Origin of the sequence: Paenibacillus xerothermodurans, assembly GCF_002220865.2 — a bacterium.
Lineage (GTDB): Bacteria > Bacillota > Bacilli > Paenibacillales > NBRC-103111 > Paenibacillus_S > Paenibacillus_S xerothermodurans.
Genome location: NZ_NHRJ02000013.1, coordinates 75,875 through 102,798 on the forward strand (window position 1 = coordinate 75,875; position 26,924 = coordinate 102,798).

Annotated in this window: 23 protein-coding genes; 6 read left to right on the top strand and 17 right to left on the bottom strand. The window is 50.7% G+C overall.

Annotation, left to right across the window (positions count from 1 at the left end; genetic code table 11):
* The first annotated feature begins 16 nt into the window (after nt 1–16).
* Entirely contained in the window at nt 17–865 is an 849-nt protein-coding gene (locus tag CBW46_RS21530) for a polyadenylate binding domain-containing protein (RefSeq protein ID WP_207802305.1), read from the top strand.
* A 303-nt stretch (nt 866–1,168) separates the two neighbouring features.
* Here the strand turns inward: CBW46_RS21530 and CBW46_RS16755 are convergent, their stop codons facing one another.
* The gene (locus tag CBW46_RS16755) at nt 1,169–1,426 is read right to left on the bottom strand and encodes a hypothetical protein (protein WP_089201140.1); all 258 of its coding nucleotides are present in this window, start codon (nt 1,424–1,426) and stop codon (nt 1,169–1,171) included.
* A gap of 739 nt (nt 1,427–2,165) precedes the next feature.
* On the opposite strand from CBW46_RS16755, the gene CBW46_RS16760 reads away from it, so the two are divergent.
* Together CBW46_RS16760 and CBW46_RS16765 are read left to right on the top strand one after the other, a co-directional pair.
* Complete coding sequence (locus CBW46_RS16760) at nt 2,166–2,405, top strand: cold-shock protein (RefSeq protein ID WP_424446657.1); 240 nt, start codon at nt 2,166–2,168, stop codon at nt 2,403–2,405.
* 227 nt (nt 2,406–2,632) lie between these two features.
* Nucleotides 2,633–3,391, top strand: a complete 759-nt coding sequence (locus tag CBW46_RS16765; RefSeq protein ID WP_089201142.1) for a YwmB family TATA-box binding protein — start codon at nt 2,633–2,635, stop codon at nt 3,389–3,391.
* Nucleotides 3,392–3,401: 10 nt separating this feature from the next.
* Here the strand turns inward: CBW46_RS16765 and mgrA are convergent, their stop codons facing one another.
* From mgrA to CBW46_RS16780, 3 genes are all read right to left on the bottom strand, one after another.
* Nucleotides 3,402–4,391: an L-glyceraldehyde 3-phosphate reductase gene (mgrA, locus tag CBW46_RS16770; RefSeq protein ID WP_089201143.1), complete on the bottom strand. Its 990-nt coding sequence runs from the start codon at nt 4,389–4,391 to the stop codon at nt 3,402–3,404.
* A 345-nt stretch (nt 4,392–4,736) separates the two neighbouring features.
* A complete protein-coding gene (locus tag CBW46_RS16775; protein WP_025692494.1) occupies nt 4,737–4,937 on the bottom strand; it encodes a cold-shock protein in 201 nt (66 codons plus the stop codon).
* A gap of 265 nt (nt 4,938–5,202) precedes the next feature.
* Nucleotides 5,203–9,072 carry an S-layer homology domain-containing protein gene (locus CBW46_RS16780; RefSeq protein WP_243633366.1) on the bottom strand — a complete coding sequence of 1,290 codons (3,870 nt, stop codon included), beginning with the start codon at nt 9,070–9,072 and terminating at the stop codon, nt 5,203–5,205.
* Nucleotides 9,073–9,412: 340 nt separating this feature from the next.
* On the opposite strand from CBW46_RS16780, the gene CBW46_RS16785 reads away from it, so the two are divergent.
* Nucleotides 9,413–10,876, top strand: a complete 1,464-nt coding sequence (locus tag CBW46_RS16785) for an S-layer homology domain-containing protein (RefSeq protein ID WP_089201145.1) — start codon at nt 9,413–9,415, stop codon at nt 10,874–10,876.
* Nucleotides 10,877–11,451: 575 nt separating this feature from the next.
* Here CBW46_RS16785 and CBW46_RS16795 read toward each other — a convergent pair.
* The 12 genes from CBW46_RS16795 to CBW46_RS21420 form a co-directional block, all read right to left on the bottom strand.
* Nucleotides 11,452–12,195 carry a glycerophosphodiester phosphodiesterase gene (locus tag CBW46_RS16795; protein ID WP_089201169.1) on the bottom strand — a complete coding sequence of 248 codons (744 nt, stop codon included), beginning with the start codon at nt 12,193–12,195 and terminating at the stop codon, nt 11,452–11,454.
* Between the two features lie 666 nt (nt 12,196–12,861).
* On the bottom strand, nt 12,862–13,968 hold the full coding sequence (locus CBW46_RS16800; RefSeq protein ID WP_089201147.1) for a GIY-YIG nuclease family protein: 1,107 nt from the start codon (nt 13,966–13,968) through the stop codon (nt 12,862–12,864).
* 161 nt (nt 13,969–14,129) lie between these two features.
* Nucleotides 14,130–14,675, bottom strand: coding sequence for a DNA-3-methyladenine glycosylase (locus tag CBW46_RS16805; protein WP_089201148.1), 546 nt, complete (start codon nt 14,673–14,675; stop codon nt 14,130–14,132).
* A gap of 127 nt (nt 14,676–14,802) precedes the next feature.
* The gene (locus tag CBW46_RS16810) at nt 14,803–15,192 is read right to left on the bottom strand and encodes a hypothetical protein (RefSeq protein ID WP_341538197.1); all 390 of its coding nucleotides are present in this window, start codon (nt 15,190–15,192) and stop codon (nt 14,803–14,805) included.
* Nucleotides 15,193–15,457: 265 nt separating this feature from the next.
* Nucleotides 15,458–15,883: a metallopeptidase family protein gene (locus tag CBW46_RS16815; protein WP_243633364.1), complete on the bottom strand. Its 426-nt coding sequence runs from the start codon at nt 15,881–15,883 to the stop codon at nt 15,458–15,460.
* A gap of 121 nt (nt 15,884–16,004) precedes the next feature.
* On the bottom strand, nt 16,005–17,132 hold the full coding sequence (locus CBW46_RS16820; protein WP_089201150.1) for an RDD family protein: 1,128 nt from the start codon (nt 17,130–17,132) through the stop codon (nt 16,005–16,007).
* 191 nt (nt 17,133–17,323) lie between these two features.
* A complete protein-coding gene (locus tag CBW46_RS16830; RefSeq protein WP_089201152.1) occupies nt 17,324–18,277 on the bottom strand; it encodes an ABC transporter permease in 954 nt (317 codons plus the stop codon).
* Nucleotides 18,261–19,343, bottom strand: coding sequence for an ABC transporter permease (locus tag CBW46_RS16835; RefSeq protein ID WP_089201153.1), 1,083 nt, complete (start codon nt 19,341–19,343; stop codon nt 18,261–18,263). Before CBW46_RS16835 ends, CBW46_RS16830 begins: the two co-directional genes overlap by 17 nt.
* On the bottom strand, nt 19,340–20,863 hold the full coding sequence (locus tag CBW46_RS16840; protein ID WP_089201154.1) for an ABC transporter ATP-binding protein: 1,524 nt from the start codon (nt 20,861–20,863) through the stop codon (nt 19,340–19,342). The genes CBW46_RS16835 and CBW46_RS16840 overlap by 4 nt, the downstream gene beginning before the upstream one ends.
* Nucleotides 20,864–20,951: 88 nt before the next feature.
* Nucleotides 20,952–22,049: a BMP family lipoprotein gene (locus CBW46_RS16845; protein WP_089201155.1), complete on the bottom strand. Its 1,098-nt coding sequence runs from the start codon at nt 22,047–22,049 to the stop codon at nt 20,952–20,954.
* A gap of 279 nt (nt 22,050–22,328) precedes the next feature.
* Complete coding sequence (locus CBW46_RS16850; RefSeq protein WP_089201156.1) at nt 22,329–22,628, bottom strand: hypothetical protein; 300 nt, start codon at nt 22,626–22,628, stop codon at nt 22,329–22,331.
* Between the two features lie 90 nt (nt 22,629–22,718).
* On the bottom strand, nt 22,719–22,877 hold the full coding sequence (locus CBW46_RS21420; RefSeq protein WP_165842354.1) for a hypothetical protein: 159 nt from the start codon (nt 22,875–22,877) through the stop codon (nt 22,719–22,721).
* A gap of 335 nt (nt 22,878–23,212) precedes the next feature.
* Between CBW46_RS21420 and CBW46_RS16855 the strand changes: the two genes are divergently transcribed.
* Nucleotides 23,213–24,727, top strand: coding sequence for a LysM peptidoglycan-binding domain-containing protein (locus CBW46_RS16855; protein ID WP_089201157.1), 1,515 nt, complete (start codon nt 23,213–23,215; stop codon nt 24,725–24,727).
* A gap of 1,203 nt (nt 24,728–25,930) precedes the next feature.
* Nucleotides 25,931–26,296 carry a hypothetical protein gene (locus tag CBW46_RS16865; protein WP_089201159.1) on the top strand — a complete coding sequence of 122 codons (366 nt, stop codon included), beginning with the start codon at nt 25,931–25,933 and terminating at the stop codon, nt 26,294–26,296.
* A 20-nt stretch (nt 26,297–26,316) separates the two neighbouring features.
* On the opposite strand, the gene CBW46_RS16870 is transcribed toward CBW46_RS16865, so the two are convergent.
* Nucleotides 26,317–26,924, bottom strand: a 608-nt coding sequence (locus CBW46_RS16870; RefSeq protein ID WP_111361084.1) for an IS256 family transposase, incomplete at its 5' end; no start/stop codon positions are given.

Here is a 26,924-nt window from a genome sequence, read left to right on the forward strand (position 1 = left end):
TACGGAGGTTATCGCGATGAGCACCATGTATCCCACTTATCAGCAGGTAATACGGGAGATGCAGCAGGCTGAACAAGCAAGGCAAGCTATAAATGCAACCGGTTTGAACAACATGACACAGAATCTACGCCGGCTGCAGCAGCAGTTTATACAGGTACAGCAGCTGTTGCAGCAAGTACAAGACCAGCTGGCATATCAAATGGATGCCCAGAGACGGCGCTTAAATCAAACACAGCAGCAGCTCACACAGGCGATCCAGCAAATGAATAGTCTTGCACAAACTTCTCAAATGCCGCCAACGCAGCAGCTTGCGGCGCAATCTCAGTTCGGAACGGCAATATCACCGTCAATTATGGCGCAGATGCAGGCGATGGATGGGCTCACTCAACAGATGGCTGCTCAGCCGCAGTTCGCGGACGGAATGTCCCCATCGATGATGGCTCAATCCCCGATGATGGATGGGCTCACTCAACAGATGGCCGCTCAGCCCCAGTTCGCGGACGGAATGTCCGCATCGATGATGGCTCCATCCCCCATGATGGATGGGCTTACTCAGCAAATGGCCGCTCAGCCGCAGTTTGGTGGCGCGATGTCACCTGCGATGATGGCTCAATCCCCCATGATGGATGGGCTCACTCAACAGATGGCGGGTCAGCCGCAGCTAGATGGCGCGATGTCACCTGCGATGATGGCTCAATCCCCCATGATGGATGGGCTCACTCAACAGATGGCTGCTCAGCCCCAGCTCGGTGGCGCGATGTCACCTGCAATGATGGCGCCATCCCCCATGATGGATGGATTCACTCAGCAGATGGCTGCTCCGGCTCAGCTCCGTAGCGGTATAACTCGCTCCCCGATTGCTTAATGGCCATGCTGGTTGGGTGCGGTAGCTAATGGCCGCTGAGCTGAGCCGTAATTGAGCTCACCGCTATGGTGTTACTGGGACGGGTTCAATGAGCATGAAGGAGGCCTTGCTCCACAAAGGAGGGCCATGCTTCAACAGAAAGCCATACCGCCGCAGTTCGGGAGCGCAGTAGTGCATCAGCGCGGCCAACAGTGAGCAACGCTGCCGCCGGGATCACCCGGCAGCGGCTCAATCATCGAACCATTAGCTCGCCCACCCAAACAAACGCTGCATAAAAAAGCACGGTCCGCGACAGAGTTGTGCTCACATTTGTGGTGCATCATTTGGCCAACTTAGCGTACCTCCTCGTATTCTTTGAGTCAACGTATCTCCTCCCGATTTGCGCCAGTTGTGAACCTCCGCTTGCCAGCCTGCATCATCCATTTTCCCCATAATGTATCTAGTCTGGGCATCCCAAATTTGCTCATCCAATTCTTTACCCCGCTCCGTAGAAATTGCCAAAGTGAGCGTCAGTGCAGGATTGCCCACCGCATACGCGCTGGCATATCCCTGTGTATGCATCGAATGGCTATCCACCGGATTTAACCTGTTTGTGACATGTAAAGTTAACCGCATTAAATATGCGGTGGCGGTGCGGCGTACGCTAAATCTAACTTGTTACGGCATCCGATTTAACGTGCATGATGAGCGCAAAGCAGAGACCATTAGACCGTTCGGAACCGGTTACGCCCACCACCCAGCCCATCCCAGTCCAGCTATACCATCTGCTGCCAAAATGAATTAAACTATCGAACATTTGGCATAATAAAATACCGAACTGGCTTACGCATGCGGGAGCACGATTAGCGCTCCGCCCTTTGAAAAGCAAGCCGCCTCCCCAGCCGAAGTTATGGAGCCTGCCCCGCGGTAATTTGTCGTGTGGCTTCCCTATGTATTCAGCAGCATTAAATTTTGTGATGAGGCAAACCATAAAAAATGGAAATTTATTGAGACAGGTTCTATTTTGTGGTATACTTTATATAATATATAGAGCGCTGAATTCACATGTTAAAAAGGGTTATCACGTCAGACCTAGGGTACTCTTTTTAATGTGTGAATTTTTTATTCATGCAAAGCAACACTTAAGCAAAACATTCATTGGGGTGTCGTAGCACAACGATGGAAACAGGCACAGTTCAATGTTTAACGCTGAGGAGGGCAGCCGAGGACCTCAAGCCGAAAACTGTGAAGTTTCTTCTAAAAAAAGAACTGCTCTGTCTGGGCAGTTTTTTTAAGTTCATGACCATCCATGCTCCTCACAATGAATGCTTGCATTGCACAAACCGAAGGAGGGTTCATCTTGTATTTCTCTAAGAAAACCATGGAACCAGTTCAGGAAGAACAAACATCCGTTTGGATGTGCAGTAACGATGGATGCTCATGTTGGATGCGGGAAGATTTTTCTCTCGAGGATAGTCCGCATTGCCCTATATGCCAGTCTGAGATGGTAAAGAATACGAAGATGCTCCCCCTGCTCACCAATCACCATAAATCCCACTAACTCTGCGGTAACATCCGCATAATCAGTGTAGACATCAATATCTATGTAAAAAATCGTCCTCCTTGTGCGAACGGTTTGGAAATCATTCCTTACTGCACGAGGGGGATTTTTGTTATACGGAAAACTTCAGTGCGAACAAAGCAGCATTGGCACCAGTATAAATCTGGTCGATTCTGTGAATGCTTGTACTAGATTCATAGATTCGTGAACCGGAGGCTGATCCCACAATGACACCCATCAGACCCATGCTCGGATTACTTTTACTGGCTGCGCTGCTAACCGTAATTGCGACGACCGCTTGGGCGGCGCCAAGGGGCCCCGGTACATACGGGCAAGATTTGGCACAGTTGCTGGCGGTGTCTGACGACATCATGACAAACGAGAGAACCGTTATCATCAAGCATACATCCGCCTATCACCCATTTGGCAGTAAAAATGAATTCATGGAAATGGGCGAGCGTATAAGCCATCATTTTAACATAGCATCGCCTCACACACAGTTAGTGCAAAACAATGATCACCTGTTATATCAGGCTGAATTGTTGGGTGCTGACGGAGTACAACGAACCATCCTATGGATCGGTTTCCAGGATGGCTCCTCACAGCTGACAGCCACGGCGAAAGTCGATCATTCGGAAGAAATGAGAGCGCTCCAGCAGGTGCAAAACGACATGACGGCGCAGCTGGAGGCGTTGGATGTGACGCCCGATTGGTGTGTAACCATCCAGGGTGCGGCTAAGGTCACTGACACCAGACAAGAGCTGTTGTTTTCGAAATTATTCGAACGATTGCAAGCAGCAGAAATTGGACGCTATCAGGACGCAGGCAGTGTTAGTGTCAGCTATCACGTGCCTACGCTGAGCCAATCCAACTCTGCCATTGGCGATGCAGACGCGATGAATCTGCAGGTGGCTGTACACCGCGACTCCATGACCCTCAAGCAGAGAGTGACGATCGGCATGCCGGCAATTTCAATAGAATACTAGATCGCTACGGCTAGGCGAGAATTGATTCGATCTCTGCCAATTCTTCGTCAGTGAAGTCCAGGGCGGACAGGGCTGCTACCGCGTCTTCAATCTGGCTGACCTTACTAGCTCCGATGAGTGCAGAAGTGACCCGTTCCCCGCGCAAAACCCACGCCAGAGCCATCTGTGACAGCTTCTGCCCACGGCGCTCAGCCAAGCTGTTTAGTCTGTTAATTTTATCCATAACAGATTCGGTCAAGTCCTCAGGTTTTAAAAACACACTGGGTCCGCCCGCCCGGGAGTCCTTAGGTATCCCACGCAGATACCGGTCCGACAGCATCCCTTTGGCCAGCGGTGAATACGCAATGCTGCCAACGCCTTCTGTCTCCAGTACGTCCAGCAGTCCATGCTCCACCCATCGGTCCAGCATCGAATATCTCGGCTGATGGATCAAGCAGGGAGTTCCCAGCTGCCTGAGTATACGAATCGCTTGCTGAGTTTGCTCCGCGCCATAATTGGAGATACCTGCGTAGAGTGCCTTGCCTTGCCGCACCACCTGGTCCAAAGCTCCCATCGTCTCTTCCAAAGGTGTCGCCGGATCTGGCCGGTGATGATAAAAAATGTCGACGTAATCCAGTCGCATCCTCTTCAAGCTCTGATCCAAACTGGAAATCAAGTACTTTTTCGATCCCCAATCTCCATAGGGTCCAGGCCACATGTGAAAGCCGGCTTTAGAAGAAATAATCATTTCATCCCTGTATGCGGTAAAATCCTGCTGCAAAATGCTACCGAACGTCTCTTCCGCGCTTCCCGGCGGCGGCCCATAGTTATTTGCCAAGTCAAAGTGGGTGATTCCGAGATCGAACGCACGGCGAATCATGCTGCGCCCATTCTCGTACACATCCGCACCGCCGAAATTATGCCAAAGCCCAAGCGATATTGCGGGCAGCTTCAAGCCGCTGTTCCCGCATCTACGGTAGATCATCGTATCGTACCTCTGCTCACTCGCCACATACACCATTATCATTACCTCCTATGTAGATTTTGTTTCCATTTTTCCCCCGACGGATAATAACCCTCAACGCCGTCTGCCACCGCATGAAACCGCATACAAAAAAACATGTTAACGGATCCTCTGCCTATTCTTAGTGTGATTGAGTTCAGCTGTCAGCGCCATCTAGCGGCGGCGCCAAGAGACTTCCGCTGGTGCTTAGTGTGAGTGCTTGAGCGTGCCAGCGGTTGACAGCGGTTTAGCAGCGGCGAGAAGAAGCCTCCACTGGTGTTTCCTTGTGCGCATAGCGGTGTCGCCTGAAGTGGACAGAAAAAAGCTGCCCCTAACGGATGTTAAGGGCAGCTTCTTGTTACATTACAACTTTACAACGTTCTCAGCTTGAGGTCCGCGGTTGCCTTGTACAACGTTGAACTCAACGCGTTGACCTTCGTCCAAAGTTTTGAAGCCGTCGCCAACGATTGCGGAGAAATGTACGAATACGTCGTTGCCACCTTCAACTTCGATGAAGCCAAAACCTTTCTCTGCGTTAAACCATTTAACTGTACCTGTTTGCATGTAATATGCCTCCTAAAAATGTATTAACATGATCCTATTTTATTTACAAAAATAAAAATTCACACATTGCCAAAGGTTCCATATGTCATGATAACCCTTAACAATATGTGAATTCAGGTCTCACGTTTTCGATTAATTTCATCTTACCACGAAGAGATACAAAAAGCAAACTGCAATAGAGCCATTTTTAAAAAAATTTTACATCTAGCGGTAAAAAAAAGAAAATAAAGGGCTGCCGCGCAGGACAACCCTTTGTTCATGAGTCTTAGGACAGGTTCGCAGGCAAGCTGCCCTTCTGATATTTTTGCAGCAGCCGTACCATCACTTGGCCGGCCTCCGCTCTTGTCATATTAGCGAGAGGATTAAAGTTCAGAAGTGGCTTTGCTGCAGTAGGCAGTGGTGATATCACCGGGCTGCCGACCATAATTCCAGCGGAATTCACCGCGTCGACTGATGCACGTGCGTACGTGTTGATTACATCGCCGTCCGCAAAAGCCTTGTTGATGCTTGCTTGCAGCTTGGCATCGTTAGGCGCCAGTTTCACATTGGTTGCCCGGCCAATCATAACCGCCGCATCCTGTCTTGTCACTTCGACGTCAGGCGCGAAAATAAGGTTGTCCAGCCCCTGTACAATGCCGGCACGTGCCGCTGTCTCGATTTCGGCATAAGACCATGCATCAGATACGCTGTTCACATCGATATCGTTAAATGTTGGGTTATCATCCGCATTGAGTCTCAAGCCTAGGGAACGCACCAACATTGCCGCGAATTCACCGCGCGTTATATTGTCCCCGGCGCCGAAGCTGTCTGGGTATATTGCAGGCATGTGACCTTTTGCCAGAAGAGCTTGCAGAACATCGCGCGCCCAGGTGTGGTTGGAAATATCATCGTAACCGTATCTCAATTTACCCACCATGTAGTATCCGAAATCGTCGAACGGCACCGTGATGGTGCTCGCTTTGGGATCCACTTTACCGCCAAGGTTTTTCCAAATTCCTTTATCATTCAAATAAAAGACAGTGACTTCGGCTGCAGCTTGGTCCACCACGCTGTCTTCGTACTTCAGCGTCAGTGTACCGCGTTCGTTCGGAAGTAACTTTCTGTCCTCGTCATAGCGAGTGTACGTTCCTTCCGTTGAGTAAGGCGCCAATCCGCCTGTCGCCTCTTTATATCCGGCCTCACCGACATTTTTCAGTTCAGCCATACCCGCCGAGATCCAGTAGTAATCCGATACGCGGACAAAGTGGTCTCTGCCTAATGAAGGCGACGAGAACTGCGTAGATAAGGAGCTGTCGATAGGTATAGTGGTTTGTACCGGTGTTTTCGGCGTTCTAAAGTCAATGTCGTGGCCGACAATCTGATTGTAATCGTTGACCAAGTCCGTATTACCGTTAGTTGGTTTGGCGATTCCGAATAGTATATTCGGTTGCGGCTGTATTTTGCCATCTGTTACGCGGCGCAGCGCGTTTCCTTTCGGGAAGCTCAGCTGTACCGCTTTGTTAAAGACCGAATGCTTAGTGCCGAGCGGTTCCATAAACATTGCACCGGCATCAGGGTTCGTCACGTATGTGACGGTCACCGTTTCTTCTATATCCCCGCCCGCACGCTTGATGACGACAGAGATTTTGTTGTCTGCATCACCCTTCAATCCAGTCAAAGTGTACGTATAGCGATTCGGAAAGCCTGCTCCGCGCGGCTTGGCTGAATTACCGTCAATCTGTACGTCCGTAGCACCCACGGCTTCTATGTCAAATAGAACGAAGTTTCTGTTTACGAGAATGGCACTTCCTGTGTTGGCAACAGGTGCCAGTATTCGGTATGGCATATCTTGACTTTCAATCGTCAACGTCTGAACGACTTTGGCCCCATTCGCATTTGTCAATTCAATCGTGAACACATGCGTACCGATAGGAATCGCGACATCATTCAACCGAATCTTAAACCCGCCGCGGTTACCGTGAGAGCTGACGGAAGTAAACGCGTTTGCGACAGGAGCAGAGTACGCGCCAAAGTTAGCAGGATTGGCAGAGTAGATCAGATCCGCCCCTTTTTTGATTGTAATGCCGACTGCACCGGCACCTTCTACATATAAGTCAAAAGCGCGCAACGTAGTCGTATAAACACCGTTATTCAACTGAAGCTCGGGCGATGCCGGTAAGTAATTCGACGGTATAGAGTCACTCAATTCGCCGCGCGTTGCGCTGCCAGCCGGCGGCGTCAGCGGACGGATATCAAGAATGTTCGGGGTATTGCTGTCGATGATGTAGAACTTAATCTCTTTAATATATTCGCGTAAAACTCCAGTACCAGGCTGATCCGTATATTTTGCGATGATTTTTACGGTGTTCTCGCCGTGAAAGAATGGACCGTTGGTTGCGTCGATCGTTACACCAGGTGTGGTTATGCCTGCGGTAGGATAATTCGCCGTTTGCGTGTCGATTTCATAACCGGTGATCGTCATTAGACCTGATTTGTCATTGTTGTTGATAATTAGCTGTGTGCCGGGCTTTAACCGATTTTCGAAACCAATAAATCTACCCGCCAGACGAATCATTTTGGGGTCCGTCAGTGTCGCTGCATCAATGACTTGGCCTTCGTACAGATTGTCCAGTTCAATGTAAAGCTTGGAAACATAACTCACTCTAGCTGTGAAAGACACAGGCTCGGTTTGATACGAGAAAGCTATAGTCTGTGCGCCCTCGGGCAGGTTTGAAATTTTAACTACCTTCCAGTTCCCAGCCCAGGCCGTACTATCTACTGACGCACCGGTCTCAACAGCCGTGAAACCTGCAGGGTTGCCCGCCGGCTGCAGAGCCACCTTTATATCGTTAGGGCCGCTTATTGGTTTAGATGTCTCCACCAGCACGTAAAACTCAGATGATTTCACCTGGCTGCCGTTTAAGGGCGTTGTAGGAGTTGTGGCGGTTACTGCTGTTGCGCCGCCTGGGTAATCCGGCAGCAAAAGAACCTTTTTGATAATCGTGTTATTCGGCGCAATCGTGAAAGGGAGCGCTGCTGAACGGACGCTGATCGGCGTAGGTGTGGTGCCGTCACTCACTGTGATCGCCGCCGTCTGATTGGTATTCAACGTAGTGCCAGCCGCCTGCAAATTGTAAACCACGTTCTTAATACTGACCAATTTATATGAGGCCGCACCGTATGTGTTCGTAATAACTGTAGCTGTCGGAGTGTCATGAGACACCGGTGCGGCGCCGTTCACAGTCACAGCTGCACTTGCCTCGTTAAAAGCCGCAGGTGCTAAAAATTCCAAATTCAACGTTGCTGTCACAGCATCACCCGTAAAAGTTGGGTTGGCCGAGCCCAGAATGCTGTATGTTTCACTGAAACTATCTGCCGGGTCCGCTGTGCCATGTGTCAGGTCGACTTTGGTGAATGGGCTGTTTGCATCATAATAGTACACTTGCCGCTTGACAGTGAGCGAGTCTGTAGGATTCGTCAATGTGATTTCGAACTCATTCAATCCGGGAGTCAATGTGACCGTCGGAGCGTAAAACGTTCCGTTACCCAGCACCGAAGCCGATCGCCCGTTCACTGTCACTGTTTTTGCGTTATCCGCACTACCCTGAATTAAGGCAGTTGCCGAAGTCACTACAAGGCTAGCGCCTTCGTTCAAATCGTAATTTTGGCTGTTTGAGGTGATTTGCAGCTTGTTGATGATAGGAGCCGACTCATACAGCACATAGAATACATCCGTAGTGGTAGCCGCTCCCCGCATGCCTGTGAATGTAAGCCGGTTGTATCCAGGGAATAGCTGAACGGAGTTTACCTGAAAACGGTTGTTAGTAGCAGTGACCGGTGTGAGTGCGGTTTTGCCTGGTTGCACCGCCCATGCCCCTCCGTTAATCGAAGTGATTTGGTCGACAGTCAGCGCCAACGATGTGGCGTTGAGCTGCTGAAACATGCCGCCGATAGACAGCGTGGCAGAGTTGGAGATTTTGACAGTCGAACGGTTAAGATCAGCAGGTGTCGATAAATCCATGTTGGCTGTGCTCTTCAGCTGGGCGTCATCCGGAATGAAGAAGTTGGCAATGCCGGTTGCAGCTTCAGCCGGTTGAACTGGTATGAGTGACGCCAACATGACAAACATCAACACATAATTTATAACTTTTTTCATATGCGTCAATTTTCTCTCTCCTTAAGTTATGAAATTATACATTTTGACCGAGCCGGCATTAGCTAGAAAATCACCCGCCTTACATTATTGCCAGGCTCCAAAAACGGTATGGAACGGTGAGTATATAAATTTTATCGGCGGGAGCGGCTATAATTTTTAACTGTCGATAGAAAAAAATCGGAATACGTCGAAAAAGTGTTACTTTTTTCCTAGCCGTGTAAAACTTCGACAACATTATGGAGAGGTGCGATGTTTGTCCGTCGGGCACGAATATGCAGCCCAAATGTTAACATTCTAATGCCTGAAGCCGATATATTTAAGAAGATTGGAGGGCTTAATAATGAAACAATTGCTCAAAATACGCGTGAAATCGCTCTTTCTTCTGCTGATGGCCGGCTTAATGGTACCTGCTGCAGCAGCTTCTGCCGCGGCATCATTCAAAGATGTGAACATGCAGCAAAACTCGTGGGCGATAAGCTCCATCTACCTGATGGCCGAAAAGCAAATACTGACAGGGTATCCCGACGGCACGTTTCGACCGGACCATGCTGTCACTAAGGCCGAGTGGACCGCGATGGTACATCGCTTGTTCGATACGTATCGTCCGAATCTGACCGCCTTCGGTGTTGAAAAAATAAACGGCTACTCCGACGTCAGTCCACAGCATTGGGCGTATAAGCAAATCTCAGATATATATGACAGCACTTTCCAGTCGGGAGTATACGGACTCAGCCCGAATGGCCTTCTAACTTTCCGGCCCGACACACAGTTGAATCGTTTGCAGCTGGCGAACATGCTGTATTCGTTTTTTGACACCAGAATGATTGACCGGCGGTTGACTCCCAACGACGTTTGTTCCGTTGTGTCCGGCTATAAGGACGTCCCTATGAAAATGTTTAAAACGCAGGATGAATATGACGCGGCAGTAAAGTCGGACGGCAGACTCGATTCCGCCAACGTACTGTTGACAACAAACAACATTGTGCTGACTACATACTTTATGGGAACGGCTGTAACTGATTGCGGCTTCGGAACGGATGCTTTCTCCAACGCGCAAGCCAGCAGTCTGGCAAACCTCCAAGCTTCGGGAATCATGACTGCTACGAGCGGGGGATATTTCCGGCCGTTGGACAAGGTCACTCGTGCGGAGGCCGTGACGATCCTGAACCGCATTTATAATTATCTGAAAAAAAATTATTGGATCGCGGATTACTCCACTATCGACTTGGATCAGGCGAGCATTGGTGCTGTGAGTGGCGGTGCATCCGGGGGATCTGCTGCAGCCAATGCCAGTCCGGGCTACAGTGCTGGTTCAATTGGCGGCACGACGCCGGGTGGTGTGGCGAACCCTTGGGTGGACGGGACGGGTCCTTCGAACCAGACCGCAGTGAAGGTTAGGGATTTATTTGAAACGCAGGGCGCTTACAGCGAGGCGGGCGTCATCACGAAAAATCTGAGAAAGAACGGGGAAATCGAAACAGCCGTTCTGCCTATGGGTTACAACTATCTCACCATAGAATTGGTGAGTCAGGACCCAGGCGATGTGGTAGATATGTACTTGATCGCAGACGGAAACAGCACTTTGGTAAAGCAGGAATCATTCCCAATGACGATCGAAGTGGGCAGCGTACAGCAGGTAGGCATACGAACTCAACTTCGCGACAACAACCCGCTGAAGAAAGGCGGGAATGTGAGCCTGACCGTCAGATTGAGCAAGGAAAAACCTAAGCCAGTCGCACCGCCCGCAACCGAGCCGATTCCCGCTAATCCAGCGGAGTCTGCGACCAGGCCGCCAGCGGCTTGAGCAGCGTCGGCGGCTGCGGCTGCCCCGGTAACCTCGACCACACCGTCGGCGGCTGCCCCGATAACCTCGACCACACCGCCGGCGGCGACAGTGGCACCGGCGGCTGTGGTTGCTCCAGCGGCGATGGCGCCATGCTCCACTGGCGCCACCGGTTCGCTGACGTTGGCTATCGCACGCGGGCCGCTGGCTGTCGTCTACGACAGGCCGCTGCCATCGACGGCAGCCAGCTGTAGCATCTCCGGCAGCCAGACACATTGACGTCGGACTAATTGGCAGCCTGTGCCGGCTTGCTCTGCAGACTATGCCGGCTGCTCTAATGTGGAGTACGAACTAGCTGACAACAACGCAGCATCTAATTTGACGTCAGCCCCACCCCTGCCCTGGTTTTGGTTACTGAGGAGGAAGGGGGCTTTTTCCCGTCGGTGGATAAGCAACAAATATAAATAAAACCACAACACCCTCTATCAACGGGGTGCTCCTGGTTGCACAAGTTTATGTGCCCTCAGCCGGTGCAAGTGTTTGCATCGTATGGGCACGCTCTGCCGGTTTTAAGCTCAAAAGTCAGTGCTGGCAAGTTACCCTGAATGACGAGCGTCGACCAACTCTTTCATCCTGCAGGGAAAATCCGTGATGATTCCGGAGACGCCCATCTCCATCAGGCGGCTCAGATCCTTTTCTGAGTTTGCCGTGAAGGGATACACTCGTAGACCTTGCGCCACCGCCTGCTGCACATCTTCCGCATCCAGCATTTGAAATTGAGGATGGAGAGAGTATACCTCCACATCGAAGCCGCGGGCATATGCGACAGGGTCTAGCAAATTGGCTTGATAAAGCAGACCAATCTTTAGACGTGGCTCCATTTGTTTGATCCGCCTGATACATTTGTGGTCGAACGAAGAAATGACTACGTCCTCAACCCGACCACGCTGCCGCAATAAATCGATTAGTTTGCACTCAATTCTTCCGCTATAAGCGTTTTTCACCTCAATGTTAATCATAACGGTCTGAGGTACCAGCTCGAATACCTCATCCAGCGTAGGGACAATCTCACCCTTGTACTCATCGGCACACCAGCCGCCTGCATCATAGGCCTGGATTTCCATCAAAGTTTGGTTAACTATTGCACCTGATCCGTTGGTTGTGCGATCCAGCGTGCTATCGTGGCATACGACAATGTGGTCATCGGCGGTCAGATGAATGTCAAGCTCGATGCCTTGGCATCCCTGACTCAGGGCCAGCCGGAAGGCAGCAAGCGTGTTTTCGGGGGCCATTCCTTTGGCCCCGCGGTGTGCGATAATGAGCGGTTTATTAGGCATCATAGTTTCCCTTTCATTGCGGCTAAGTCGCATTTGATTATTGGACCTCTGGGATCCGCTTGTGCAACCGGTGGTGGGAGAAAAACAAGAAAGTGATAAACAAGATTAAGGCGAGTGCGAAAAACAAATAGGCCAACACATTCTCGCCGAATTTCTTTTCCTTGTCAAAACGCTTTCCTTTGACCCGGGTTTTAACCCGCCTTGATTTATCACCAAATAAAAAAGAGCATCAAGACTGCCATACCCTCTCTTCGTCCGCTTCAGCCCACCGATTTAGTCCGAAACACAAAAAAACACATAATTTGCATTGTCCAGCGACAAGGCACTTATGTGAATCTCCCGATCTCCATCACGTTTATGAAACTTGCTCCATCATACACGGTAATAAAAGGAATTGTCAACGCACTGGTTTATTATTGAATTACTGTACCTAGACTCGATATTAGGAACCGGGGGGCATAGTCATATTTAACTAAAATGTGTCTTTTCACACATACGAGTGGCGTTTATGACTATTTGTTGTCTAATCTTGTCAAATAAAATAGTGTTTGATATGATGGTACTACTCCTAGAAATGAAATATGTACCTGTGAACGAGTAAAAGAGAAGCCCCGTCATGGTTTGACGGGGCTTCTTGCTGCCTGCCGCGGGCTGTTTCCTTTTGCTGCCTTACATAGATCGCGCATTTATCCGATATTCATAATTGCTTTTGCACAGCTGCAGCAAATCATACTTCAATCCTCGCTTGGGCTGGGTGATTTTGATCTTCCTCGTAGCCCGGCGTCGTAAACTGTCGTGCACCCGCTTGGCATCTCCAATCGTGTTAACGATAAGCTCGTCCGGCGTGTCCGTCTGGTAACGTGACAGCAGAAAATTGTCGTATGCCATTGCGTCACGGCCCTGGTCGAGCTCGACCAATTCAAAATCGCGAAGCATGCCCTCCTGCACTTTGGCGATCATTACATGACTGTCTTGAAAATAGAGCACGTCTTGGTCATAATCACCATCTCTGTCAACGATCTGCTTATCCGACAGATGTTCCAGAATTTGAATATGACGCAGCATGTTGGCGGCCTTCTCAAATTCGAGCGCCGCTGAGTAGTTCTCCATTTTGGCTGTCATCGCCTGAATCAACTGCCGACCGCTGTTTTCGAGTAAGCTCGCCGCCTGCTGCGCCCGCTCACGGTACTCTTCCTCGCTAATCTTGCCTTCGCAAACTCCGCTGCATTTGTTGATGTGATACAGCAAGCATGCCTGCTTCGGCATAGTTTTGCAGGTACGCAGACCGTAGTGATCCGCCGCGAACTCCAGCATTGCATTGCGGAAACGAGCGCTTTTGAATGGACCGAGCCGCTTCCGTGGGATTCCCGATGCTGTCCCTGGCGTGCTCTCCCGGAGCGTCGCTCGGGCAGTCGAGCGCCGCTCCCGATAACACACGTCGAGGCGCGGAAATCTTTCGTCCGTCAGCTGCAGATAGGCATATCCGCTGTTATCCCGTTTAAGCGCACGGTTATAAGGCGGCTTATGGATTTTGATCAGATTATTTTCCAGAAGCAGACTCTCCGCCTCGTTGTTGACAAGCACTACTTCAATTGCCGCGATGTGCTCGACCCATGGCTTGGTTTTTTTATGAGCATGATTTTGGTGAAAATAAGAACGCAAGCGGCTGCACAAATTTTTGGATTTACCGACATATAGAATTTTGCCTGTATCATCTTTCATTAAATAGCAGCCAGGACGTTCGGGGTAGTCTCCGGCTTGAAATACAAATGACATGGGCCATCCCCCTCGGTGCAATTGGAGCCTTTGCACGAATTCATGTTCCTTTCTACCATTTTACACGATATTGATAGAAAGAAACAGCGGGGGCCGACAGCGTATCTGGCACAAGACTACCGTGTTCAAGCTGTCTTCTTGCACCGTAATTTGCCCATATATCAGTCACTGGGAGTAAAACGCCAAAGAAGTTCTTTCGCCTGGCTGATACCGATGCGCGGACTCGCCGCCACCGGCAGGGCTTTGGAAGATATGTGCAGGGCCAGCTGTCGATCCGGACTGCGCATCAGATCATATCCATTGAAGCCGATGTCGACACCTAAGCCTTGCGCAAGCTTGCCCGGACCGTTCAATAGATTCCGGTCCGCAACGCCCGGCCTGTTGGCACGTATCAGCTCAAGCCCTTCGACAGGCTCAGCTGCCCTCAGCAGCACCGCACCCGCGTTACCCGGCTCATGCGCCACCACATTCATACAATAATGGAGGCCATATATCAAGTACACATACAACCGTCCGACTTCGCCGAACATCAGGCGGTTCCGCGGCGTCACGGCACGGTACGCATGACTGGCGGGATCGTCCCGGCCTTTGTACGCCTCTGTCTCGGTGATTTCCACCCGGATCGTACCATGTGGCGTTTGCCTGACGAGGTGGCAACCGATTAAACGATGCGCTACAGTATCCTGTTCCAGAATCGCGTGCATCATGCATCCGTCCTTTTTGAAATTAGAAATCCAGCTTAAGTGGGCTAACACATGGGGACAGCTGGTTACTATTCTGTTTTGCCCTGTCAATCTCCGCCTATGCCCCGCTCTTCAAATGCCGCCGCCGCCTTCATTGGCCCGTACGCTTCTCGTGTTGAATCGTATCGTACAAGCTCTTTACTCCGATGCTCGCCACTACCAGCGGACCTAGCACGACCAACAAGTACGGCGAGGGTTCAATATATATGCGCACCCTGGTGTACGACATAACAAGAGCCAGGACAGGTGAAACGATCCACACCTTGATAATTTTAGAGATGATCCCCTTTTGCCACAGCTTCCATCCGTGTTCAGCAGTACCAAGCCCCAATATCGCAGTCGCTGTCACTTGAGTCGAGCGGTACGGGCAGGCCGAGTAGGGGGGAATTGATGACCAAAACAGCAGCTTTTGGCAGGCGGCGCCTTCTCCGACCACTGCACCGACGGTAAACTCACTCGTGGACAGCGGTATGCCCATCATGTTCGCACTAAATAACGTAATGGTCGCAGATAGCAAGGGCCATACCGATAGCCGCTATCACACCGCTCGCACCGATATTCATTGCAAATACCATCGCAATGGCGATAGCCACCCACGTGATCGATATGCCGTCTTTGCCCCCAATACCTGCTCTATTGATAATTGAGTGTATTGGCTTAGTAGGAAATAATCAACTAACAATATACAAAAACAAAAGACCAGGAGCCCCATTAAGTATGGTGTTCCTGGTCCTGGTATATACCCTTCACGCTATATCGGACTGCACCGCAAGCCGATACGCTGCAAGGGATTCATCAATGATGAGCCGGATGAACGCCGGATCAATGCCTGTGAGCCAAGCCTCCGCGAATGCCCACGCATTCTCCTCGATCTGCAAAGCGATGGCATTCCGCTCCTTCACCATCAAGTCCCCATCTAACAGACGGGAAAGCTGCTCCAGTTGAGGGTCCTCCGCATGTCCGAGCTCGTGTGCGAAAACAACCGCGATATAATCCTCCAACCGATCTAACGATCCGAAAAGCTGCCGGCATTGCTGTTTGATTGGCTCTTGGTATAAAGTCACCTTGTGTGATGCCGGTTGATACTTGCCGCCGACCAAACGCTTCCCGGGAAAGCGCCGTTGTACGCTCACCTCAACCTGGCTGCCTGACAGCGGCAAAACCGCGTTCACGACGCGCTCAAATAACGCTTGCTCCAGTCCAACTCACCTGACCCTTTTCATAAGTTTTAAATCCAACAACTACTATATACGGAATTGGACTGTTATTTGTTGCACACGTCCCATGAATTCATCAAATGTGGCCGTCCACTTCTTTAAAGCTGGCGATAATGTCCAATAACTCTTCTCGCATCACCTCATAGTCGGCTTCCGGCACCCAAGCGTGGATCCGGTGAAACTCGGTACCAGTCTCCACAATGGTCATAATGTGTGCGTATGAGGCCCCATCGCCTTTCCCTCTGAATTCAAACTGCACGGCGGGATACCCGTTGATGTCCGTGTGATGAGGAGATTCAAGCATTCTCACACCCCGAAATGTTCTCCTCACACTTCTTTCTACCATATCCTGATAATCATTTATCGTCATATTATCGTATGCGTCTTTGGACTCCGACAGGGCAAGCACATGCTGGCTTGAGTCGGAGTTGGAAATTGCAATGTCGCCCTCTTCCCCCAGCTCCTTGTCGTGAGACCAATCTGACGGTGCGGAAATTTGTATCTCTTTGTCCGCGCTGAGAAAGATGTGCATTTTAATGCCGCTGATCATCGTAGAGCTCGCACTGTTGCTATCTTGTTGCGCCAACACATAGATGCCGTACGTGCCGGTTGCAACAGAGGTCAGCATGACAAACGCGCACGCGCCGGCGTATACAACATTGTGCACGCCGCTTGCAGCGGGCAAGTCGCGTACCTTGACTACATATGTTTCTGCCAGCATATCGCCAACACGCTGTTTCTTCTCTGATAGCAATACGCAGAGCCCGGCCGGCAAGCCCCCCAGGAAGAATGGGTTGACCTCAAACAGATGAAATGAGCTTCGAATTAATGCTTTAAACACACCCGGCGGATTTCCCGTTGCATTCACCACGCGGATACGCATAATAAATTTTCCAACCGTATAACCCGTCAGCCCTTCCAACACTAAGTAGTACACCGCAACCCCCACGGACAGCAGCAGAAACGTGACCGATGTGTAAACGGCGTTTCCCGCCGACCAATAATGGGAAATTAGGAGCGCGCCGGAGAAAAATAAAAACAGCAAAAAATCAATGATTGTCGCCGCCCAGCGCAAGAAAAACACCGACACCCCATATGTGGAAGACAACGCGCCCATATCCGCCGCAGGTGAATATCTGAAGTCCGGTCTATGCGGGGCAGGTAGCGGCAAGGGCTGGTATATCTCCGTCGATTGATGTTCCAAAACACCACCTCTTACTTTTATGCGGTAAACAATCCATTCAACCACAAATTAAATCATTCCGGTTTTTTTAAGTCAATCCGGTATTTGGACTATTTTCCAACTAACAAACTGATGAATATTTCTCAGGACAAAAAGCCCTTCCATGATGAATCCATGAAAAGGCTGAACATCTGCGCGCGCCCGGTTGTCTTCTAGCGTTTCCCCGGCTCGTACGGTTCGCCGACCGCCTTAGGCGCATTCGACGATTTTGAGAAAGCAATGAGTGCGATGAGCGTCACAACGTAAGGAAACACCTTCAGTATGACCGGCGGAATGACCGTTAGCGAAGGAATTACCTGGGATACGTTGGCGATCGTGCTGGCGAAGCCGAAAAACAGCGTCGCCGCGAGTATACCGAGCGGCTTCCACTGCCCGAATATCAACGATGCCAGTGCCAAAAAGCCCAACCCTGCCACGGTGCCAGTGAATTCGCCGGCGTAGGTCACGATTATAATCGCCCCTCCCAGCGCGGAAAACGCCCCTGAGATGATCACGCCGGTGTATCTCATTGCCGCCACTGAAATCCCTGCCGCCTCCGCCGCCTGGGGATGTTCACCGCACGCTCTCAGGCGTAGACCGAACGGAGTTTTATACAACACAAACGCACTGACGAGCACCACGGCCAGTATGAGCCAACTTGTGAGGTATGTCTTGGCAAACAGCAGCGGACCTATCACCGGTATGGATGAGAGCAGTGGAATATCCATCGGCAGAAAGCCGGTGGTAATACGGATATTACCGCTTCCCGTCATGTTTCTGGCCAGAAACACCGTCAATGCCCCGGCGACCAAGTTGATGGCCGTGCCGCTGATAATCTGGTTGGCGCTCAAATTAACGCTGGCGAATGCATGGAGCAGGGAAAATAGTGCCCCGGCCGCAGCCGCCGCCAGCAGGCCCACCCACAGTGCAAGTGTGCTTCCCGGCCAAAGCTCCTGCAGTTGGTGAATGATGTATGCGCCCGTGAAGGAGCCAACCACCATGAGCCCTTCCAGACCGATGTTCACGATCCCGCTCCTTTCACTGAACAAGGCACCCAGGGCGGTGATCAACAGGGGTATCGTAAATGCGATCGCATACGGAAATATTTGTTCAAAAGTTGTCCACATGATCGCTTTTCACCTGCCTTCCGCTTTCGCTTGCACTGCGCCGCGCGCTAATCTTCTTCAATACCCGCTCGATCAGAATGCTGGTAGCAGCAAAATAGATGATAATGGCGATAATTGAATCCGCGATCTCCGGTGGAATCTCGGTCATCGCATTCATAAACCCTCTACCCGAGTATAGCAGGCCGAAAAAAACCGCCGCGAGCATCACCCCTACCGGCGAATTGGCTCCCAGCAACGCTATGGCGATCCCGTCAAAGCCCTGCGACGGCAGGACGCCAATCTGAATGTTGGAGGCGTTGCCTGCGTACTGCGCTACTCCAGCCAGACCCGCGATTCCGCCCGAGATGAGCATGGACAGAATCATGCTGCGGTTCACCGCAATACCTGCATATTCAGCGGCATGCCGATTAAAGCCCACCGCCTTCAGTTCATATCCGAGCGTCGTCCTGTTAATGATGAACGAGATGATCGCCACTACGATAAATGCGATAAACAACCCCAAATTAATATAAGAGCCGTCGAACATCTCTGATAAAAACGGCGCCTGGAGTGTCGCGGCCTCTGGCAGCGGTCTCGATTCCGTCTCCAAGCTAGGACCCTTAAAGTAAGCCGGTACAGCGTAATAGACTGTCCAGTAAGCGATCCAGTTCATCATAATGGTGGAGACCACTTCGTGCACATTATATTTGGCTTTCAGCAGCCCGGGCACAAACGCCCACAGAGCACCGCCCAAACACCCGGCAAGCACCATAATGACCAGCAGGAGCGGCCCCGGCAAATCCAGCGACAGACCGATGGCCGTGGCGCTAAAGCCGCCGATCAGCATTTGTCCTGCCGCACCGATGTTGAACAGCCCTGTTCTGAACGCAAAAGCAACCGACAACCCGGTGAAGATCAGGGGGGTGGCTGTGGCTAACGTATTCCCTACCCTTTCAAGGTTCTTCAGTCCGCCCTGAAATAGATACGTATAACCGTCCAGTGGATTGTGGCCGGTGATTGCCATTAATAAGCCGCCGGCCAACAAGCCCAACAGCACAGCAACCAATGATATGACTCCGGTTTTCATGTTGTTTGCCCCCTCTTCACTCCGGCCATCATCAATCCTATCTCCTGCTCGCCCACATCAGCAGGCCGGACGATACCGATCAGCTCCCCGTTATTGACAACGGCAATGCGATCCGACAGGTTCATGAGCTCCTCCAATTCCAACGAGACGAGCAAAACTGCCTTCCCCTTGTCCCGATGCTCGATCAACCGTTTGTGAATATATTCAATGGAACCGACGTCCAGTCCCCGTGTAGGCTGCACCGCTATAAGCAGAGCGGGGTCCCTCTCGAGCTCACGGCCAATCACGGCCTTTTGCTGATTACCGCCAGACAAAGATCTGGCTACAGATGCGGCGCCTTGCCCGGACCGCACGTCGAAACTTTGAATAATATGATTGGCGTGGTCCCGAATCGCCCCTTTGTTCAGCAGGCCGTTGCGGGAAAACGGCGCACGGTGGTAAACCTCCAACACCATGTTGTCAGCCAACGTGTAATCGAGCACCAAGCCGCGTTTGTGTCGGTCTTCCGGGACATGGGCAATGCCTTGCTCTACTCGGCTCCGTATGGTCGTGTTGGTGATGTCTTGCCCCTCAAACCAAAACGTGCCAGACTCGATTTTTCTTAACCCGGTGATCCCCTCGATCAGCTCAGTTTGGCCATTGCCTTCAACGCCTGCGATGCCGACAATTTCCCCTTCTCGCACCTCCAGCGAGAACTCATTCACAGCCCAGAAGTTTTTGTTGTTTTTAATCGACAGGGAATCTAGTTTCAGCACCACGTCACCTGGCACACTCACCTCTTTATCCACTTTGAAAGTGACATGCCTTCCTACCATCATGTCAGCCATCGTTTGTTCGCTCGTGGTTGACACATCGACGGTGTCGATAGATTTTCCCCGGCGGATGACGGTGCAGCGATTAGCCATCGCCTTGATTTCTGTTAATTTGTGAGTAATCAGAATGATGGATTTGCCTTCGCCAATCAGATTTTTCATGATCTGGCCAAGATCCTTGATTTCCTGCGGCGTGAGCACGGCGGTCGGCTCATCGAAAATGAGTACCTCGGCGTCACGATAGAGCATCTTCAGAATTTCAACCCTCTGCTGCATGCCAACCGAGATATCATCGATCTTCGCGTAAGGATCCACATTCAGTCCGTACTGCAGGGACAATTCCTCAATTCTTTTGCCGGCCGTCTTGACGTCTATGACAAGCCCCTTGCGCAGCTCCGACCCGAGAATAATATTTTCGGTCACTGTGAAATTTCCCACCAGTTTAAAATGCTGATGCACCATACCGATACCAAGCTTCGTTGCACTGTTCGGATTCAAAATCCGGGTCTCCTGCCCGCGGATTTTGATTGTCCCGCGATCGGCCTGATACATCCCGAACAGGATGCTCATCAGCGTGGACTTTCCCGCTCCGTTCTCACCCAACAGTGCGTGAATTTCCCCACGCCTTAGTCGAAGCGTAATATCGTCGTTGGCTACGACGCCCGGAAACTCTTTTCTAATGTTTAGCATTTCAACAACATATTCCATGAATGTCCCCTCCTTTACCCACACGCTATCCACCTGAGGCTGCAGACAAAAAAAAGACGGGTGTCCGTCTCTTTTTTTAGTTCACCAATCACTCGATCAAACTGCCCTGCTCAGCCGCGACTTTAATTTCTCCCGATTTAATCTTGGCTACTATGTCGCTCACTTTCTTCACCGTGTCTTCACTTAAGTTAGGATTTTTCTCAGGGAGACCGATTCCGTCATTTTTGGAGTCAAACATTAAAGTCTGGCCGCCCGGGAACTTGCCGTCTTTTTCCGCCTTCACCATGTCATATGCTGCAGTGTCGATCTTTTTCAGCGCCGATGTCAGGATCACTGATTTGTCGCCCGAGTAGACGCCATCTTGGTACTGGTCGACGTCGACGCCGACAACCCAAACTTCTTTGCCGGATGTCGCCCGGTTTTTCGCTTCGTTGATCGCACCAACTCCAACACCGCCGGCCGCTGTGAAAATCACCTTCACACCGCGGTCATACATCTGTGCCGCCAATTGGCTTCCAGCCGCCACATTATCAAAAGTGCCCTGATAGATTACGTTCTCCGGTTTAATGTTGAGTTTGGTGCCCAAATTGTCATTGGCATACTTCACGCCTTGTTGGAAGCCCCAGTTGTATTTCTGCACCGGCGGAATTTTCATCCCTCCGATGAAACCGGCTTCACCTTCTTTGAGCTGCAGCGCAGCCGCTACCCCGGCCAAGAAGCCTGATTCCTGTTCGGCGAACAAGATCGAGACCGTGTTAGGCTTCACCACGGATTTCATGTCACCGGCGTGAGGCGTGCCGTCAATTAACACAAACTTAGCATCCTCGTACTTATCCTGCGACTTAAAAATAGCCGTCTCGAATTTATATCCCGGCGTAACGATCATCTTGTAGCCGGCGTCATATAAGTTGCCCATCTCTTTTGTGTAATCCGCCTCTGTCGTGCCGTTCGGTTTTAAATATCTGTGTTCAAGCTTCAGCTCCTCGGCCGCCTTCACCACACCTTCCCAAGTGCCCTGGTTAAAAGACTTGTCGTCGATGGTGCCGGCATCAGTGACCATGCCCACTTTAAAGCTTGCCGCCGCGCCTTCTTTTCCCTGCGCAGCTTGATTGTCTTGGTTGCCGCAGCCCGCAAAAAGCATTAATACGAGCGAAAACACAGCAAATACGATCATTCCCTTTTTCATTGGTCGAGGTGCCTCCTCCGCTGGTTAACTATTATTCTATTAAGCCATTGATAATTATAACTATAAGCGGAAAAAACGTCCATTTGAATCTATGGTGAAATTTATTTACAGGTGGGTTCATGTCACATGGAGCAATTCTAACGTCAACCTCTTGTCTGTTGTATACCCCGACGAGGCCAAAGTCGAGCTCTACTGACATTTACCCAAAAAGGCCGGCCTTTTTTCGTGCAAGCGAAAGCTTCTCTGCGTTCCGACAATCTAATTATGAGCATGAGCTGCCTAACGTCTCATTCGGTGGATCTCCCCACTCACCACAAACGCCAGCTCTTCATTGCCGAATAACGATAACACGCCAAGAACGGTTTCGTCCGCAATGTCCCCTGCCTCCTCCTTCGGAACGGTAAGTTTCAGGGTTTGCTGCAGCACCACATTCTCCTGCTGGTCCGGATACGCTCGGCGGTACAGCTCCTCAGGGTCGAGGCCGTTGTTGATGCACCACTGGGCAAACACGAGAATCATCATGTTCTCTTCCCGCTGATAATTACGGATCAATCCTTCTTCCAGTTCCTTTTTGTTCATTAGAGCACCTCTCAATTTTTTTCACAGACAAATAATCCACTAATTATACCGAAAATGGGAATCCGTAACCACACCAATTTCATCGAAAACTTACGGATCAACCACGGTCATTGGCACAATAATCGTGCCGTTATAGCTGCTGTGTATATATCGTAGCATGGCAAACGAAGGAATCAGGGATTCTTCTGTGCAATTCGTACGCCGTCTGCGTCTTCCCGCTCCGAACGCCCCGTTGATCCATATAAGCATGCATGCCACCCCTCCCAGTTCGCTTTGGTTTCAGGACGCTTATTTGTGAGATGAGTTCTATTATTTATATCGTGATGCATCGAGCTACCCGGTTTACCCATTCACTGGCTACGGGTTGCCGAAAACATTCATACCGCTTACATTTTAGTTTTACTAGATAAATAATTCAAATCGTTTATATTTAGTGTCATTTGCCGTCTAGCACATAAATGCTGGCGCAGTTGAGAAAGCCAAAGGACACGGCACAGCGCACACCGCGCACAAAATTCCATGTTCCACTGGGCAGGTGTCATGAATAACATGGTATCGACAGAAAACGTAAAGGAAGATTGCCCATGCTGACTTATGTGGTTCAACCAGGTGACACGCTGTATCTCATTGCAAGACGGTTCGGCACCAGTGTGGAGGCGTTGATGCAGGCTAATAATTTGGCCTCCAGTGCCCTGATCCCGGGCCAACGATTAACGATTCCGGTGACCGTGCCGTTCACATACGAAGTTCAGCCCGGGGATACGCTCTATCTGATCGCACGCAGATTCGATACTACCGTGGAAGCCGTCATGGAGTTAAACAGGCTGACCTCGTCGTCCTTAGCCGTTGGCCAGCGTCTGGTGATCCCCGTCTATACCGAAGCGATAGTGACGGTCGATAGTGCCAACGTGCGCAGCCGCCCGGGCACCGGCTTTCCTATTGTCGCACAGATGGCTCGCGGCGCCCGACTCCCTGTGACCGGCATACAAGGCGATTGGGTCCGGATACGCTTGTTTAATGCAAACCCCGGATGGGTTTTTCGTGACATTGTGGACTTGGTGCCACACAGCGGAGAACGCCCGATCACCGAGATATTTGGATACTACGTGGAAGAGGAAGGCCCGGCGCTGCCAAGCTCGCGTGAGGTCTTTGAAGCGCAGGCCGACCAGCTGACTAACACGGCCATGTTCCATTTTCGTATAGACCGGGAAAACCCCTCTCGGGTAGAGAAATTCCCTGAGTTCGACGATGAGTACATGCGGGAGGTCATAGGATACGGCCACCGCCACAACGTGAAAATGCTCGCCTGCATCCATAACCTGCTATACGAGCGGGGAAATCAGGAGGTTAACCAAGAAGTGATAGGCGTCATGCTGGCTACCATGGAAAACCGCAGCGCGTTTATCGCCAATATGCTCACCGTTTTACGAAGCTACAATTTTGATGGAGTCAACATCGACTTCGAAGATGTCCGCTACGAGGACAGGGAACTTCTGAACGCCCTTTACAGAGAGCTGGAACCGCAGCTAAGAGACGCCGGATATTATTATTCCGTGGCAGTGCCGTCGCGGACCTCAGATGAACCGACGAATCCTTTTTCTGCGCCATTCACTTATGCTGTGATCGGAGGCGTGGTCGATGAGTTTGTGGTGATGCTTTATAACGAGCATGGGTGGCCGGGCAGCGGACCTGGACCGGTTGTGTCGATCGGGTGGATGGAGTCCGTCGTCCGTTACGCATTAACCAAGATGCCGGGCAGAAAGATCACTGCAGCTGTGTCCGTGTTTGGTTTTGATTTCAATCTTACGACCGGCCGGAATACTTATGCGACTTACGCGATGGCTATGGATCTCGCAAGACGATACAACCGAACCGTTATTTTCGATGAGGAAACCCAGACGCCGATGTTCGCTTACACCGATGAAGAGGGCAACGACCATGAAGTCTGGTTCGAAAATGCCGCCAGTATTCGCGCGAAACTGCTGCTGGCTGAGCGTCTTGGCATTCGCGGCGTGGCATTATGGCGACTAGGCATGGAAGATCCCGAGATGTGGACCATGATTTCAGAAGAATTTGTAGTGGAGAAAGCGATCATTTGATCTCTGCCCTCCAGAACAGCGCCATTGGCAGGCGTGCAAGAAGCGACCCGCCCTCTGCGTAGCGGCAGCGGGCTGTATTCGCGTTTCTGCACTGGAGCAAGCTGTCATGGGTGGCGACCCTCGCAGGGTGATCCAATGCTGTAGATAGTGATCTCGAACAGCAGTTAATGCACACAGTGAGTTACTTCGAACTGGCAGTTGATGTGGATATCCGAAGCTGTGGATATGTTATTATCCTTCTGAAAACTTATGCACAATCCGCTCTGTAAGCCTGTGCATTATGTGTATAAGTGTGTGGATAATGCATTCTCACCCGCAGATCGACATAACAAATAATATCCAGCGGGACTTTTCGCTTGGGCTGGGGAAACTCCGCAACCAGCCGCCGCAAATCTGATCTGTCAGCTCGATCAAGCGGGCCGCTATGTTCTGGGCTGCATGTTGCTCAGACAACGTGATCGGAATCGCGATCAACGTCGCCGTATCTCATGCACCATACTAAAAGCAGCTGCAGCGGCTGCTCGTTATGTTTGTCTGCGATGTTGCTCACCACCGGATTCTCCACAATCCCCCCGCCTCAACGCCCCTGCCTGTGCGTGCGGACTGTAGGCCGTTACCGGCATGCGATGCTGTCTATGCCGAGGCAGCAAATCATATTCTATGGCGCGGGAGCCGAGATGCTTGATTCGTCACGCACGCGGTACGTTGGGCCAGAGGGAACAACTCTTGTATGTCAGCGGTATCAAGGTTGGACACGCCCATCTCACACTTTTTCCCTCCGCTACGATCCTTTCCATACCCTCCACCGTTTACGTGGTTATCGTTCGATTTAAGATTACAACCGGCTCGTTCATTATGGCACAGTGGTGGATGCTAAAAAGGCATCTAGTACGCTTTGATGCCATTCATGCAAACTGAAACAAGAAGATTTAAAAATCTAACCGCTGATTTACCAGCCCATCTACAAGGCGGTGACAGAGGAAGCCGCCCTGCTGGAGACCGGCACCTGCTTTGCGTTTCTTCTTATTCGGCGGTCCTTTTGCTCCCTCACCCACGTTTTAAAAGGTCGACTTAGTTTCTCGTCCAATCTATATCTATCTTTATTGAAGGCCATTGTTTATAAAAAACGGTAGATGTTAGGTTTACAGATTGTCATTAGATGTACGTGTTTTACAAATAATGTACATAAAAGGAGAATGAATAATGATTAAAAAATCCAAGTTTTTTGCAGGAATCCTAGCAAGTGCGGTGCTAATGACCGGAGCCTTAGCTTACGCTGGTACTTCCTATACTTGGAATGAATCAAGAACCTTGCCAGGTATGAATGGAAACGTCACATCATCAATTCAACAAAAGGCTGCTACTGGTGGCAATGCAGATTTAAGCATGCATGCTACTGAAGCATATACTATTGATGTGCGGACTGAAGGAACAGGGGGCATTAACGGGGCATACGTGAGAAACGTACAAGGAGGGAATGTATACGCACCTTCTGCCCCTCAATCACAGGGTTCCAATGTTTGGTTATTATTCAGCTCCCATCTTGGGTCTGTCCAGAATTTTGTGTAAACCCTCTTGAAGCACAGATTCTAACGTAAATGATGCCCGATTCGGTCAGGGAAGAAGACGGAGAGCTGGAGCAGGATTTGTCCCCAGTTCTGCACGCGACCAGTCCATTTTCGTGTCACGTCCATCGTGGCCAGGTAGAGCATCTTGAGCAGTGCGTCGTCCGTTGGGAAGATGCTTTTACCCTTGGTGACTTTCCGCAGCTGGCGATGGTAGCTCTCAATCATATTGGTGGTATAGATCAGCTTGCGAATCTCTGGAGGGTACTTAAAGAAGGTGGAGAGTTCCGCCCAGTTGTTGCGCCAGGAACGCACAATGAGTGGGTATTTGTTGCCCCAAGCCTCTTCAAAGCGATCCAACTCCAACAAGGCAGCTTCCTCAGTCACCGCTTTGTAGATCGGCTTGAGATCGGCTGTGACTTTCTTCAAGTCCTTGTACGAAACGTAACGTGTAGAATTGCGAATCTGATGAATAATACACTGTTGAATCTCAGTGCCCGGATAACACGCAGTAATGGCCTCAGAGACTCCCGTAAGGTTGTCCACACAAGTGATCAGAATATCCTGCACGCCACGGTTCCGCAGATCATTGAGCACGTTTAGCCAGAACTTTGACGATTCGTTCTCACCAA